Below are 13,695 nucleotides of genomic sequence, written 5' to 3'. Positions count from 1 at the left end.
GGCTCTGTTGCAAAGATTGGCGGCAGTCAGAGGTAGGCTGTCGCTCTGCGCCGATCAGGCGGCTGCTGCGAAATGGTGGTTGAGCATGCCCATGGCCTCCGTCAGCGCCGAGGGCCCAATGCCAAAAGCTCTCTCCACAAGGCGCACCTCGCCCCTGATGCCGGGCTGCAGGCACCAGGGGCGAGCCTGTCCTTTGCGCAGGGCTCGCATGACTTCGAATCCCTTGATCGTGGCATAGGCCGTGGGGATCGATTTGAAACCGCGCACCGGCTTGATCAGTATCTTGAGCTTTCCGTGATCGGCCTCGATCACGTTATTGAGATACTTCACCTGCCGGTGGGCCGTCTCCCGGTCCAGCTTTCCTTCGCGCTTCAATTCGGTGATCGCTGCACCATAGCTCGGCGCTTTGTCGGTATTGAGCGTGGCAGGCTTTTCCCAGTGCTTCAGGCCTCGCAGGGCCTTGCCCAGGAACCGCTTCGCTGCCTTGGCGCTGCGGGTCGGCGACAGGTAGAAATCGATCGTGTCGCCCCGCTTGTCGACTGCCCGGTACAGGTAGGTCCACTTGCCCCGCACCTTGACGTAGGTTTCATCCAGGCGCCAGCTCGGATCAAAGCCACGCCGCCAGAACCAGCGCAGCCGCTTCTCCATCTCCGGGGCGTAGCACTGGACCCAGCGATAGATCGTCGTATGGTCGACCGAAATGCCGCGTTCCGCCAGCATTTCCTCAAGGTCGCGATAGCTGATCGGATAGCGACAATACCAGCGCACCGCCCACAGGATCACATCACCCTGGAAATGGCGCCACTTGAAATCCGTCATCGTTCCGTCCGTCCAATCTCCGCCAAGCATGCTCAAGCTTCACGATTTTTGCAACAGAGCCCACGATCCAGTTGGTGGGCGTGGCCATCCTGCGCGAGTTCGGCGTAGTGATCACCGCCATCCTTCTGTCTGGACGTTCCGCATCTTCCTTTGCCGCTCAGATCGGTTCGATGCGGATGAACCAGGAAACCGATGCGATGCAGGTTATGGGTGTGGACCGTTTCGATGCGCTGGTAATCCCGCGCATATTAGCCGCGCTTCTCATGATGCCTCTCATGACCTTCTGCGCGGATATCGGCGGTCTTGCTGGCGGACTGTTGGTCAGTTGGGTGACGATTGATATCAGCCCGGTCTTTTTCATCCAGCGTACGCTCGAAACGGTAGACATTAAGCATTTCTGGATAGGCATGTGCAAAGCGCCGTTTCTGGCTCTGATCATCGCTGCTGCGGGCTGTCGGCATGGCCTTATGGTCGGCGGCGATGTCCAAAGCCTTGGTCAAAATGTGACATCCGCGGTCGTCCAGTCAATCTTCATGGTCATTATGTTCGATGCGATTTTCGCGGTGATCTTCATGGCGCTCGATCTGTGAGCGCGCCTCTGGAAACCGATGCCGAAGACGTGCCCATTCGCGTCAAAGGCCTGCGCACGGCTTTTGGCGACAAGGTCATCCATGAGGATCTCGGCCTTGAGGTCAAGCGCGGTGAGATATTGGGTGTGGTTGGCGGATCGGGTTCCGGTAAGTCGGTGCTGCTCAACACTATCCTGGGCCTCAAGCAGCCCGATGGCGGATCCGTCGAGATATTCGGGCAGGACATCCGCGATCCGCAAGCGCACAGTGAAGTCGAGCGTCGGATTGGGGTGATGTTCCAGCAAGGCGCATTATTCTCCTTTCTCACCGTACAGGAAAATGTCGAGGCGCCACTTCTAGAACATACGAAACTCACACATGAGTATGTGCACGATCTTGCAAGGCTGAAGATCAAGCTTGCTGGTTTGCCGGAAGATGCAGGCTGCTTGAAGCCTGCCGAGCTATCTGGCGGAATGCGCAAGCGCGCGGGGGTAGCCCGCGCAATCGCGCTGGATCCGGATATCCTCTTTCTCGACGAGCCGACTGCCGGCCTCGATCCAATTGCTGCAGCCGAATTCGATGATCTTATCAGAACATTGCGGGATGCTCTTGGCTTCACCGTGTTCATAATCACCCACGACCTCGATACTCTGTACGCGATTTGCGACCGCGTTGCGGTTGTCGCTGACAAGAAAATCGCCGCTGTTGCAACGATCAAAGAACTTGAACGGTCAGATCACCCGTGGATCCGGAGCTATCTTCTGGGACCGCGAGGCCGTGCCGCCAAAAAAGAGAAAGAAAGCTGATGGAACGCCATGCCAACTATGCTCTGGTAGGCGCCGCCTCCATCGCGTTGCTTATCGCCACGCTTGTTTTTGTTGTCTGGCTCGGCGGTTCGGCCAAAGGAAGTGATTCTTACCAGATCGTGTTTCATGGGCCGGTCAGAGGCTTAAGCGTTGGAGGCGAAGTGCAGTTCAACGGCATCAAGGTCGGGGAAATCGGCGGAATCCGCCTCGACCAACGCGACCCCAACCGTGTTATCACGGATATCGAACTGACGCGCGGGACACCGGTCCGCGAAGATTCGGTCGCATCCTCTGAAAGTCAGGGCATCTCAGGGGTCAGCATCGTTCAAATCAGCGCTGGCACGCCGAGCAAGCCCCTTCTCAAGACCAATGATCACGGTAAGCGACCTGTCATCCCCAGCAAGCCCAACGCTATGTCTTCGTTGCTGCAAGGCGGCGGACAGGTGGTGGCAAGCGCGACCGAGGCACTGAGCCGTGTGAACAAGGTCCTGTCTGACCGTAATATCGCCAACATCGGCGGCGCCATTCGCGATGTCCGAATGACTACGGCGGAACTGGCGGCCAATCGGACCATGTTCGCCCATGCCGGTTCTGCGCTCGCCAAACTGGATCGGGCGGCTGACGATATTCAGGGCGCGGCCTCGTCCGTTCGGCAGATTGCCGATGGCGATGGCAAGCGCGCCTTCGCCGACATCTCCCAAGCGGCAAACGAGCTCAAATCGGCAGTTCATGAGGCTCGCGGCGTGATCGCCAAACTCGACACGCAAAGCGCCGATATCGGCACGACCACGATCCCTAATATCAATGCGACTATGCTGACATTGCAAGAAACAGCTGAATCGCTGGACGGGCTAATTCGCGGGATCCGACAAAGTCCCCGCGAAGCTCTGGCCAAAAGCCGGGGTACTGAACTGGAGTTGCCTAAGTGACATTATCAACCAGGAATCGGACTTTTGCACTTCTGTCGAGCGCCTTGCTGCTGGCTAGCTGTGGAAACCTGCTAGGCGGCGGCGAGCGCGCTGACCTTTTCAGGTTTGGCGTGGTTGACCCCACGCCCGTCACCGGGATGCAGGGTGCGCTCCCGACTCGCTCTGTATCTCTGCTTCGCCCCCGGTTCTCGCAGGAGGTGGAGGGCGATCGCATGCTCACCACGCGGGGGGAGCGTGCGCTCTACCTCAAGGGGGTTCGTTGGGTGGCGCCGGTCCCCGATCTTTTCACCCAGGCGCTGATGCGTCAATATGCGGCGCGGGCACCTGACGTGCGCCTGACGGGCGTGAGAAACGCCACCGGGGCATCGCATGCGCTGCAGATTGATATCGAGCGATTCGAAGCAAGGTATGCCCTAGATGGGGGTGAAAAAGCACCGCCCACTGTCATTATCGAAGGCGATGCAACCCTGTTTGATCTTTCTGATCGTCGTCCCGTCGAGGCCAAGCGCTTCTTGGTGCAGGAGCCAGCTTCCGCAAATACCACAAGTGGGATAGTCGCCGCTTTCGATCGTGCAGTAGCTCGCTCAACCACAGAATTGACGGATTGGTCCGCGGATACAGCGCGGAAGCATTCCACAGAGCGCGCGCTAGATACATCCAAGGATCGGATGGATCGCAAGCAGGAGATAAATTGATCATGAGCCTGTCGCCGATCTCAGCAACTTTCGGGCGTAATTGCATGTACAAAATCGCCATGCGCCGGATACCTTCGTAGGTATCTACGAGTTTTGTTTTTATTTGAAGGACCGACCCGATCGGAGCCAAATTAAGTAAGATAGTGAATATCGGGTTCCAGGTCTTAATAAGCGATAGCATATCGACCATGTGATAAGTCAAATCTTGCAATTCCTAATATTTCTATCCGATTAGCCAATGGAATCTGCTGCCGATTCAATTGCTATTGATTTGACAATTCAATTTATGCAATGCGGGTGATGGTGGAACGATTATCCAACAGCATCGTTACGACGTGGTCACGTTTAACGTGATGCGGCCACTTGACCGCTCGCAATCTATTCTACGGAGAAGGTACTATGCTGAAAGTCATTATGGCCGCGGGCGCGCTAGCGCTTTCAGGTTCAGGGGCTCTTGCCCAAGCTGTTTCGCCAACGAACACAGGTTCAATGTCGAGCATGGATACCGGCACGACACCGATAGCTGGACAGAATGAGCCAGCGTTTGTGATGGCTGCATCGGATGCGAACCTCTATCAAATAAAAGCGGCGCAGCTCGCCGTGACCAAGGCCCAGCGTGACGATGTGAAGGCTTATGCCAAACGTGTTCAGACAGAAGCGCAAATCGCCCAGAAAGCTCTCATGGCGGCGCTGCGCAACGATCAGCGGACGATAAAAGCGCCATCGTCATCGCTTTCCTCCGACAGAGCCGCACTCGTGAAGCTGCTCCAGAAGACGCCGCGCGGCAGCTTCGATAATCTTTATCTATCCCAGTCCGCCCAGGTACTGCAGGCGGCATGGGCCATCAACAAAGGCTATGCGCAAGACGGCACCGACCCAGCCTTGAAGCAAGTCGCGGGCACCGCCGTTCCCACACTTGAGCAAGAACTCACCAACGGGAAGGCACTTCTTCCTTCAGCATTGACCGGCGGTCAATGATCATAGTGGCGCCCGTTCTTCACGGGCGCCACTCAATGTGATCGTCATGCCCTTGTGGGCATCTGCTGTTATTTCAAGCGCGGCAACAGTGAACCCCACAGCGGTCGTGTTTATGCTTTCAACCTTGTCTTCAGGATATTTGGCGGATGATGATACTTATTTTTGCCATGGCGGCTCTTGGACAAAGCCCCGAGCAACCCGCCAGAAAAGATGAGACAGTTGACCGCGGTCGGGAAATCGTCACTCAGCCGGCGAAAGATATTGGCGCGGCCAAAACTGAAATTCCAGTTATTCTGGAAAGAGCGCAAGAAAATCCATATGGCCTCTCCGGTTTGAAATCCTGTGCGCAGATCAAGGCCGCAACCACGGAGCTCGATAGCGTCCTCGGACCTGATTTTGCCGTCGGCAACAACAAAAAAGAGAACAGGCCTGGTCGGCTAGCCGAGGCTGGAGGAAAAACTATTGTTAACACAATCATACCGTTTCGGGGCTTAGTTCGGGAGATTTCGGGCGCAGCTCCGGCCGAAAGACGCCTGGCGTCAGCAATCGACGCCGGCTTCGCGCGCCGCGGCTTTCTTCGTGGAACAGCGCTCGCACGGCGCTGTCCGGGTAGTAAAAATTAACGACGAAAGCTGACGCTATTGAATTCAATGCCGCTGTGTGAGGCTGCGCATTATCTCGTGAGCTTGGCATTGCAGGGCAATAACTCCGGCGAGACTAACAAGAAAGTACTAGCGGTCGAGACCGCCCATAATATCGCTGTCGGACAAGGTGACGGCACCCATCCAATCAAAGTGGCACGGCAATTTTCGGATGGCGCTGCTCATATCACGATAGCCCATCGTTGCGCGGATTGAACCTGGACATCGGATCTCGGCTCAGTTTTTATCGACCGTCCTGTAGGCACCAGTAATCTTCTCGCCGAAATGGTGGGCATCATGCGCGTTCAGCTTCTGTATTTGTGCCCCAGCTTAACAAATCGTTCCTCGGTATATTCTGATTCTGACGTGAAGTTGGGGGGAGCTACAGCCTGATAGGGCGGCTGATGGTTAGTACCGGTCCAGCGGCGTCGGGCAAGAGCGAATGATAGGGGCGTAAACGCTGAGGTTCCATATAATATGCAATTGCCGAGCGCCCTTTAATGCTGCAAGAGCAGAACCGCACCGCGCATCATGGGGAATTGTAATTTATATGGCGGACAAGTCGGCCACTGCTTCGGCGGATCCTGAGGGCCTCGGCGAATCGGCAGCGTCCCCGCTTAAATCGCCACGCGTTCGCCTGGCGATGCTCATTAGCGCGATCTTGCTGCTCATTGGTGGCCTTGTCTGGTACTTGGATCATCAGAACCGGGGCCGATACATGCAGGTGACCGACAACGCCTATGTTGCGGCGGATTCCGTCATCACAGCGCCCAAGATCGCCGGATATGTTGAACGGGTGTTCGTTATCGAGAATCAGACGGTTCGGCAGGGGCAGTCTCTAGCTGAACTCGATCCCCGCGAATATCGGGCGCAGACTGAACAGATTACCAGCCAGATCGAAACGGCAACGGCTGCGGGGGATACGACGCGCTCTCAGATTTCCGAACAACAGGCAACCATAGCGCAAGCGCAAGCCCAGCTCGACGCGGCGCGCGCCGAGGCTGCTTTCGCCGCACAGCAGGTTACGCGATATCAGCCGCTTGCCGCATCCGGCGCCGAGCCAGGGGAGCGTTTCGCGCAGCTTCAGACGCAGGCACGGCAAGCTCGCGAGCGAACCAATGCTGCGCATGCCGCGCTGATTGCCGCGCAACGGCGTGTCGGTACACTGAGCGCGCAGGTACGTCAGGCCCAGTCGCAAGCAGAGGCCGCGCGTGCCCAACTCAAGGTGGCGCGCGTCAACGTCGAATCGACAGTGCTTAAGGCTGCCATCAATGGCCGTGTGGGCGACCTGGCTGTCCGTGTCGGGCAATTCGTGCAGCCCGGTACGCGCCTGATGACACTGGTTCCTGTCGATCGATTGTTCATAGAGGCGAATTTCAAAGAGACTCAACTGGGGCTTATGCGCGTCGGCCAGCCTGTTGGCATCGAAATCGATGCGCTCCCTGGCGTCGAACTGACCGGGCGTATTGCCAGTGTCGCTCCTGGCACGGGCGCCCAGTTCTCGGTGCTCCCCCCCCAGAATGCGACCGGAAACTTCACAAAGATCGTACAGCGCGTGCCTGTACGCATTGCAATCGATGCTCCTCTCGAAGTGCGCAGGCTCCTTGTGCCGGGAATGTCGGTTGGAGTAACGGTCGATACGCGTTCAGCCAGAGGAGAGATGGATCGACTCCGTCAGGCCGTAAGCCGGAAGCGTTGACAGTGGTCACGGTCACAGCATCTCCAGACGCAGCTCGTTCCGCGCGTGCGGACTTGACCGCTTGGATCGCTGTGGCTGCCGGCTCGCTCGGCGCACTGCTGGCGACCCTCGACATCTCGATCGTCAACTCGGCACTGCCAACGATCCAAGGCGAAATCGGAGCAACCGGCACTGAGGGAACGTGGATCGCCACCGCCTTTCTCGTTGCCGAGATCGTCGTCATTCCGCTGAGCGCTTGGCTGGAGCGGCTTTTGGGACTGAGAACCCTCCTTCTCATTTCCGTGACTGCCTTTACCGGGTTCTCCATCCTATGCGGCATCGCCACCGACCTTATGACGATGATCATCGGACGAACCGGGCAGGGCCTTATGGGAGGGCTGCTGATACCGACCGCCATGACGATTGTCGCAAAGCGACTCCCGCCACCCCAGCAGCCTATCGGGATGGCCCTTTTCGGAATGACAGTAATCTTGGGGCCCGTTCTTGGCCCCTTGCTCGGTGGCTGGCTGACGGAAAATTTGAGCTGGCATTATGCCTTCTTCGTCAATGTGCCGGTCTGCGGGATACTCCTCTTGCTCCTGTTGCTCGGCCTGCCGCACGAACGTACGAATTGGGTCTATCTTCGCGAGGCCGACTGGTTGGGTATTATAGGCCTGATCCTTGGCCTTGGAGGACTGACGATCGTGCTCGAGGAGGGGCACCGTGAAGACTGGTTCGAATCGACGCTTATCATCCGGCTGACGTTTATAACAGTAGCAGGGTTTGTGATGTTGGGGATCGGACAGATCCGGGCAACAAAGCCCGTCCTTAAGTTGCGAATCGTCATGAGCAGACAGTTCGGCAGCGTCGTTATAATGGCGCTAGCGCTGGGCATGGTGATGTACGGATCGACCTTCGTCATCCCGCAATTCCTGTCGCTTATCGCCGACTATAATGCCCTCGAGACCGGACAGGTCATTTTTCTCATGGGCGTTCCTGCCTTCTTTGTGATGCCATTCGTACCGTTTCTGATGCGGTTTGTCGACATCAGGCTGGCCGTTGGTGCTGGCCTCGCGCTTATGGCTGCTAGCTGCTTTGTGAACACCAGTCTCACAGTGGAATCCGCAGGCGAAGCCTTTACTACCGGTCAGCTGCTGCGCGGGGTGGGGATGATCTTTGTCATGCTCTTTCTGAACCAAGCCGCCATTACCTCAGTCAGCAAGGAGGATGCTGGAGATGCCTCGGGCATCTTCAATGCTGCGCGAAACCTCGGTGGCTCATTCGCTCTGGCGGCCCTGACGTCGTTCCAGGACCAGCGCATGTCACTCCACAGCCGACGGATGGAGGAAACGCTGTGGGCAAACGATCCAAGCGTGCAGGAGTATATCGCGGGGATGTCTCATACTCTGGGAAATATGGACGCCGGCCTTCAGTCGCTCGCTGGCACTATTCAGCAGCAGGCGTTCGTCATGACCTATAACGACATATTTTTGACGATGGCGGTAGCGACTTTTGTGACGCTCCCGTTCGTGTTTTTCCTTCGCCCGCTCCCCAAGGGGATGTCGCTGACGATGCATTGAGGTGGTAATGGCAAAGTTAAGTGGTCTCATCCTTCCGCTGCTCCTTGGTGGATGTGTGGTCGGCCCGGACTATTCCGGACCACCAGAGCTCGGCCAAGCCGCGCCGCGGCCAACATTCGTTCGTCAACCAGCAGATGCATCGACCAGCGAGCCTGAACTCGCCGAATGGTGGGCGACGCTGCAAGATCCGGTTCTCGATGAGCTCGAGCGGCGCACTCTTGTCGCGAATCCCTCGATTGATGTTGCGCAGGCCCGACTTCGCCAAGCCCGTGCGTCTGTACGCCAGGAGCGAGCAAACCGCCTGCCGACGGCTGGTGCTCAGGGCACGGCCATATTTGCCGATCTTCCCGGGATCGATCTCCAGACCAGTCAAGGAAGTACTACACCCACACCTGTTCCGGCGCCTTCATCCGCCCAGGATGCGGACACGTCTCTGCGTTTCTACAACCTTGGTCTGAACGCAAACTGGGAAATAGATCTCGCGGGCGGGCAGGTGCGAAAAATCGAAGCGGCAAACGCGCTGGCGGCGGCAGCGGCGTATAATGTTGCAGACGCAAAGGTCCAGCTCAGCGCTGAAGTCGCGCAGACCTATACCAATCTTCGTGACCGGCAGCAGCGCGCCGCCGCTTTTCGCGAAGGTCTCGACATTCAGCGGCAGCAGCTCGCCCTAGCCCGGCAGCGTTTCGGGCAAGGCACAATCCCGGCCTTTACTGTCGGCCAAGCGAACCGCGCGGTTCAGGCCACGATCAGCGATCTCGCCGCAGCCGATGCTGAGATCGTAATATATATGAATGCGCTAGCGGTTCTCGCCGGTGAAGCGCCGGGATCTCTCGATCCGCTATTGACGCCACGGCGCGATATCCCGATGCCCCCTGCGCGGGTGTCGATCGGAGACCCTTCGGCGCTCCTGCGTCGCCGTCCCGACATCCGCGCTGCGGAGCGCAGTCTCGCTGCCACAACTTCCCGGATAGGAGTCGCGGAAGCAGCTCGTTTTCCGAAAATCAGCTTCATGGGGATTCTCGGGATTGGCGGCACGTCGATCGGAGACCTGGTAGATCTGGGCAATATTTCCAACATCGCCGTCCCTCAGCTGCAATGGGGCTTGCTCGATTTTGGACGAACGTCAGCGGCGATATCACAGGCACGCTCTGGTCGCGATGAAGCCGAGGCACAATATCGGCAGGTAGTGCTCGGCGCGCTTGAGGATGCGGAGACGTCGCTTGCGCGCTTTGCACAGCAAAGGCGAAACGTCGCCGCTTTTGCCGAAATCAAGCGGTCAGCAGATGAAGCGGCAACGCTGATGCGGCAGCGCTATGCGCGGCAGGTCATTTCGAGAGGCGACGCTCTTGAGGCTGACCGCCAGCAGCGGCTTGCAGAGGCAAACCTGCACAGTGCGGTTGCGGCCCTCACCGCCAGCTATGTTGCCATACAGAAGTCGCTTGGACTGGGATGGACAGAAGCTGGGAGTCAAGCCTCAGCCCTTATGAGCAAATAATGATGGTATCTGTCCGGACTTGCCAATACAAGAATCGGCGGCCCTGCCCACCGCCAATGATGACTTTTGGCACAGGGCAACCCGCCTGTTCGGCATCCATCCTGCGGCCCTTGCGATTATACAGAGTTTCGCGGGGTAACGCGCCCCGGGGCGATTGCGATGTGTTTGACGGGGGTTGCCCCCGATAGGATGAAATACGGATTCACGACCGCATAGCCGGACGCAACATCGGACCGGAGACAACCATAGAGCAGTTTATCGGCCTCGACGTGTGATTGAATAGAATTTTCTGTCCGACGAAGATCTATCCCGCGGGGAGTTGTCCTGACCGCGTATACGACCTTGTACCCGACAGACGGCATCACCCGCAGACGGAAGATGGGGGCGCTTGTAAGACCAGCCAAGCTTACGACCTCACGACCATAGATCGACGAAGGGGGCACTTCAAGGTTTGTTACACGGACAGCGGTAAGTTGAACATAGAGGCAACATTGCGGGGTCAGATGAGCTTCGACCCCCTTCATGCAACTTGGTCGATGGGTTCGACGCCAAGATTGAGCGGCCTGAAGCCGTCGTTATCGACGCCATGGCCGGTGTTCTGCCAAAGATAGTCGCCGGTGAGGCTGATATGCCGCCAGCCCAGCGGCGCGACATGCGCAAGCAACTCGTTGGGGGCAGGCTCGCCCGATCGGCGTAGGTGATCGACTGCCCGGCCCATATAAAGTGTGTTCCAATAGATGATGGCGGCGGTGACAAAGTTCAGCCCCGATGCCTTGAGCGCCTGGTCCTCGAACGTGCGATCCCGCAACCGGCCCTGCTTGTGCGCGAAGACGGCCTGGGCGAGGAAATGCCGCGCTTCGCCCTTGTTCAGTCCGGCCTGGCACTGCTGCCGGAGCTGCTTCGATTCCAACCAGTCGATTGTGAACAGTGCGCGCTCGATGCGGCCCACCTCCTGGAGCGCGAAATCGAGACGGTTCTGACGGCGGTGCGCGGCCAGCTTCTTCAGCATGACCGACGGCAGCACGGCATGGGCCTTGATGGATGCGGCCAGACGGACCAGCTCGTCCCAGCTCTCGCGGATCACCGAGGTGTTGATCGGGCGGCCGATCAGGGGCGCCAGCGAAGGGTAGCGACTCTGGCCCTCGAATGTGCCGAGCTTGCGGTCTGCCAAGTCGCGCAGGCGCGGGACAAACCGGAAACCGAGCAGATGCGCCAGGCTGAACACATGGTCGGAACTGCCGCCGGTGTCGGCGTAATGGGTGGCCGGTTCGATGCCGGTTCCGTGGGCGACCAAACCGTTGAGGACGTAGGGCGCCTCGGCCGCGGTCGCCGAGATCAGCCGGGCGTGGAACGGGGCATAGGTGTCGGCGACGTGGGTATAGATCTTCTGCCCGGGTTCCGAGCCGTAATGCAGGTTGACGCTACCGGCGGACCCGCGGCGACCGCTCCTGAAGAACTGCCCATCCGAACTCGACGTGGTGCCGTCTCCCCAGAGCCGGGTGAGCGGCAGGGCGGCCTGCGCATCGATCAGGTGGCGCAGCGCGCCCGCATAGTTCTCGTCCGAGAGATACCAGCTGTGTGTCCACGCCAACTGCGCGTAACTGATACCCTGACTGGCGTTAGCCATTCGCTCGATCCCGAGATTGGTCGCGTCCGCCAGGATGGCCGCAAGAAGGGCCTCGGGATTGGGATGCGTCCGCCCCGAACGGAGTTCGGGGAAAGCTGACACAAAGCCGGTGCGTCTCGCCACCTCGGCCAGAAGCTCGGTGATGCGGACCTTAGGCATGATCCGATCAACGAGTGCATCGAGCTGGTCGGCTGCCGCGGGTGTCGTTGCCGCGACCGGGGTGACGCGCAATTCGTTGCCCCTCAGCTCGACGCCGTCGAGCGTGCCGCGCTTCAGTGCATTGCCGAACCGGCGCAGCCGCCAGTCGAGCAACTTGGCACGTCCGTCGAGGTAGCGGTCCACGTCGGTGTCGAAAGGCAGATTACCGGCGATTGCTGCGGCCTCGGAGCGGGGCAGCAGATAGGCATCGAAGCGAAGGTGGTCGCGGGTACCCTCCACCCACAGGTCTCCCGAGCCAAGCCGCTCGCGCACCATAGCGACGGTTGCCGTCTCATATCGTCTCCGATCGATGCTTCCGCCCTCCGTGATCGCGGCTTTCCAGCTCTTCGGGAATGGCATGGGTGCGTCGATCGGCACCTCGCGCTTGCCGGTCGCGTTCAACTCGCGCACCAGCTTTACGGCCGCGAGCACGCCATCGCGCGACCCCGTGGCCTTGAACCGGAATGCGTCCAGGAAAGCCGGCGCATATCGACGAAGCGTCATGTACTTGTCGGACGCCCTGACCAACGGCTCGTCACGAGCGAGATCGGCGATCGCGGACACCTCATCGGCCACACCCATCAACCGGTCCCAGCCAACGCCGGTCTCGAGCGCAGACCAAGGATCAAGCCCGTCTTCGCGCGCGACACGAAGCGTACCGATCGTCGATCCGAACATTCGCATGAGGCGGCCGACGTCCTTGGTGGTCGCCTCGTAGCGGCGTTTTTGCGAGGCTCGCGCCTTGGCGAATAGGAGCCCGGTCTGCTTGGCGAACATCTCGATCGCGGCATCGGCGAGCCGGGCTTCAAGGTCGATCATGGCCGCGGCCAAGGTCGCTCGCCGGCGACGGAGCGAATAGTCCGAGAGGAGGAATGCCGGCGCAACTGCTCCTTCACGTACGAGTTGGCGAAATCGGCGCTCGTGGATGCTCTCGGCCACCCGCGCGTCGATGCCGATGCCGCGGACGTAGGACAGGCGAGCGAGGATGCCGGCGAGATTTCGGGCGGATGGGCTGTCGCCCGTGTCGCGCAACCACGCGAGCGGGGTCACCCCACTTTTCTGATCGGCGACCAGCAAAGCGTCGAGGGCGCCGACCTGCCCTGGCGTGAGTGCGGCCACCACGATGTCGGCCGCGAGCTTGCGCGCCCTTGCCCTTCCTGCGATCCCGATCCGCTCGATGCGGGCTGGCGCCGGAAGAACGATGCGGCCTGCGCGAAGGTCGTCGATGATCGCAGTCGCAATGGCCATGCCGCGCTCGGTTCCTCTCGCCGCCTCGGTCGCGACGTCAAGTGCGCGCCCCACGTCGCCGGGCTCGAAGCCGCGCAGGCCCAGACTTCCCATTGCTTCCCAGGCGTGCTCGAGCCGGGTCTGTGCGCGGTGGGCATAGCCAGCCAGCGTGCTCGATCGCAAGCCGAGTTGGTCCGCTATGTAATGGGCCAGAAAGTCGGGCACCACCTCGTCGTGTCGTAATCCAAAGCCTGGATACTGCAGAAGCGCCAAGTGGAGCGCGAAGCCAAGCCGGTTGGCGTCGCCACGCCTCGCCTCGATCAGCGACCGATGCTCGGGCATGACGGTGTAGAACTTGGCGAGCGAGGCGCGGTCGAGCGGTACGCCGAACAGTGCTCGGCGCTCGTCTCCTGTCAGAAGGTCGCGTCGGGCCATACGACTCACTCCCGTCAA

Annotated in this window: 11 protein-coding genes; 9 read left to right on the top strand and 2 right to left on the bottom strand. The window is 59.4% G+C overall.

Annotated features, from left to right (window positions below; translation table 11 throughout):
* Window positions 1–54: 54 nt before the first annotated feature.
* On the bottom strand, window positions 55–819 hold the full coding sequence (locus tag L288_RS36595; RefSeq protein WP_001389365.1) for an IS6-like element IS6100 family transposase: 765 nt from the start codon (window positions 817–819) through the stop codon (window positions 55–57).
* 44 nt (window positions 820–863) lie between these two features.
* On the opposite strand from L288_RS36595, the gene L288_RS36590 reads away from it, so the two are divergent.
* The 9 genes from L288_RS36590 to L288_RS0121960 all read left to right on the top strand — a co-directional run bounded on the left by L288_RS36590 (window position 864) and on the right by L288_RS0121960 (window position 10,190).
* Window positions 864–1,409: an MlaE family ABC transporter permease gene (locus L288_RS36590; protein ID WP_456242879.1), complete on the top strand. Its 546-nt coding sequence runs from the start codon at window positions 864–866 to the stop codon at window positions 1,407–1,409.
* The gene (locus L288_RS36585; protein WP_009824037.1) at window positions 1,406–2,194 is read left to right on the top strand and encodes an ABC transporter ATP-binding protein; all 789 of its coding nucleotides are present in this window, start codon (window positions 1,406–1,408) and stop codon (window positions 2,192–2,194) included. The genes L288_RS36590 and L288_RS36585 overlap by 4 nt, the downstream gene beginning before the upstream one ends.
* A complete protein-coding gene (locus L288_RS36580) occupies window positions 2,194–3,123 on the top strand; it encodes an MlaD family protein (RefSeq protein WP_009824036.1) in 930 nt (309 codons plus the stop codon). Before L288_RS36585 ends, L288_RS36580 begins: the two co-directional genes overlap by 1 nt.
* Window positions 3,120–3,818, top strand: a complete 699-nt coding sequence (locus tag L288_RS36575) for an ABC-type transport auxiliary lipoprotein family protein (RefSeq protein ID WP_139114816.1) — start codon at window positions 3,120–3,122, stop codon at window positions 3,816–3,818. Before L288_RS36580 ends, L288_RS36575 begins: the two co-directional genes overlap by 4 nt.
* A 399-nt stretch (window positions 3,819–4,217) precedes the next feature.
* Window positions 4,218–4,796, top strand: a complete 579-nt coding sequence (locus L288_RS36570) for a DUF4142 domain-containing protein (RefSeq protein WP_225870697.1) — start codon at window positions 4,218–4,220, stop codon at window positions 4,794–4,796.
* Between the two features lie 149 nt (window positions 4,797–4,945).
* The gene (locus L288_RS42610; RefSeq protein WP_009824033.1) at window positions 4,946–5,419 is read left to right on the top strand and encodes a hypothetical protein; all 474 of its coding nucleotides are present in this window, start codon (window positions 4,946–4,948) and stop codon (window positions 5,417–5,419) included.
* Window positions 5,420–5,987: 568 nt separating this feature from the next.
* Window positions 5,988–7,136 (top strand): HlyD family secretion protein, encoded by a 1,149-nt coding sequence (locus tag L288_RS36565; RefSeq protein ID WP_009824032.1) that lies wholly within the window; start codon window positions 5,988–5,990, stop codon window positions 7,134–7,136.
* A 2-nt stretch (window positions 7,137–7,138) separates the two neighbouring features.
* Window positions 7,139–8,695, top strand: a complete 1,557-nt coding sequence (locus L288_RS36560) for an MDR family MFS transporter (RefSeq protein WP_050763086.1) — start codon at window positions 7,139–7,141, stop codon at window positions 8,693–8,695.
* 7 nt (window positions 8,696–8,702) lie between these two features.
* Complete coding sequence (locus L288_RS0121960) at window positions 8,703–10,190, top strand: efflux transporter outer membrane subunit (RefSeq protein ID WP_050763085.1); 1,488 nt, start codon at window positions 8,703–8,705, stop codon at window positions 10,188–10,190.
* 520 nt (window positions 10,191–10,710) lie between these two features.
* Here L288_RS0121960 and L288_RS36555 read toward each other — a convergent pair.
* Entirely contained in the window at window positions 10,711–13,677 is a 2,967-nt protein-coding gene (locus L288_RS36555; protein ID WP_021224430.1) for a Tn3 family transposase, read from the bottom strand.
* Window positions 13,678–13,695 lie beyond the last annotated feature (18 nt).

This window comes from Sphingobium quisquiliarum P25 (genome assembly GCF_000445065.1).
Lineage (GTDB): Bacteria > Pseudomonadota > Alphaproteobacteria > Sphingomonadales > Sphingomonadaceae > Sphingobium > Sphingobium quisquiliarum.
The sequence above is the reverse complement of the archived record's forward strand: the minus strand, read 5'-3'. Positions and strand labels throughout refer to the sequence as shown.

Excerpts from the sequence above, each read along its gene's own strand:
- L288_RS36595 (WP_001389365.1), bottom strand. The coding sequence starts at position 819 with ATGACGGATTTCAAGTGGCGCCATTTCCAGGGTGATGTGATCCTGTGG.
- L288_RS36580 (WP_009824036.1), top strand. The coding sequence starts at position 2,194 with ATGGAACGCCATGCCAACTATGCTCTGGTAGGCGCCGCCTCCATCGCG.
- L288_RS36570 (WP_225870697.1), top strand. The coding sequence starts at position 4,218 with ATGCTGAAAGTCATTATGGCCGCGGGCGCGCTAGCGCTTTCAGGTTCA.
- L288_RS42610 (WP_009824033.1), top strand. The coding sequence starts at position 4,946 with ATGATACTTATTTTTGCCATGGCGGCTCTTGGACAAAGCCCCGAGCAA.
- L288_RS36565 (WP_009824032.1), top strand. The coding sequence starts at position 5,988 with ATGGCGGACAAGTCGGCCACTGCTTCGGCGGATCCTGAGGGCCTCGGC.
- L288_RS0121960 (WP_050763085.1), top strand. The coding sequence starts at position 8,703 with ATGGCAAAGTTAAGTGGTCTCATCCTTCCGCTGCTCCTTGGTGGATGT.
- L288_RS36555 (WP_021224430.1), bottom strand. The coding sequence starts at position 13,677 with ATGGCCCGACGCGACCTTCTGACAGGAGACGAGCGCCGAGCACTGTTC.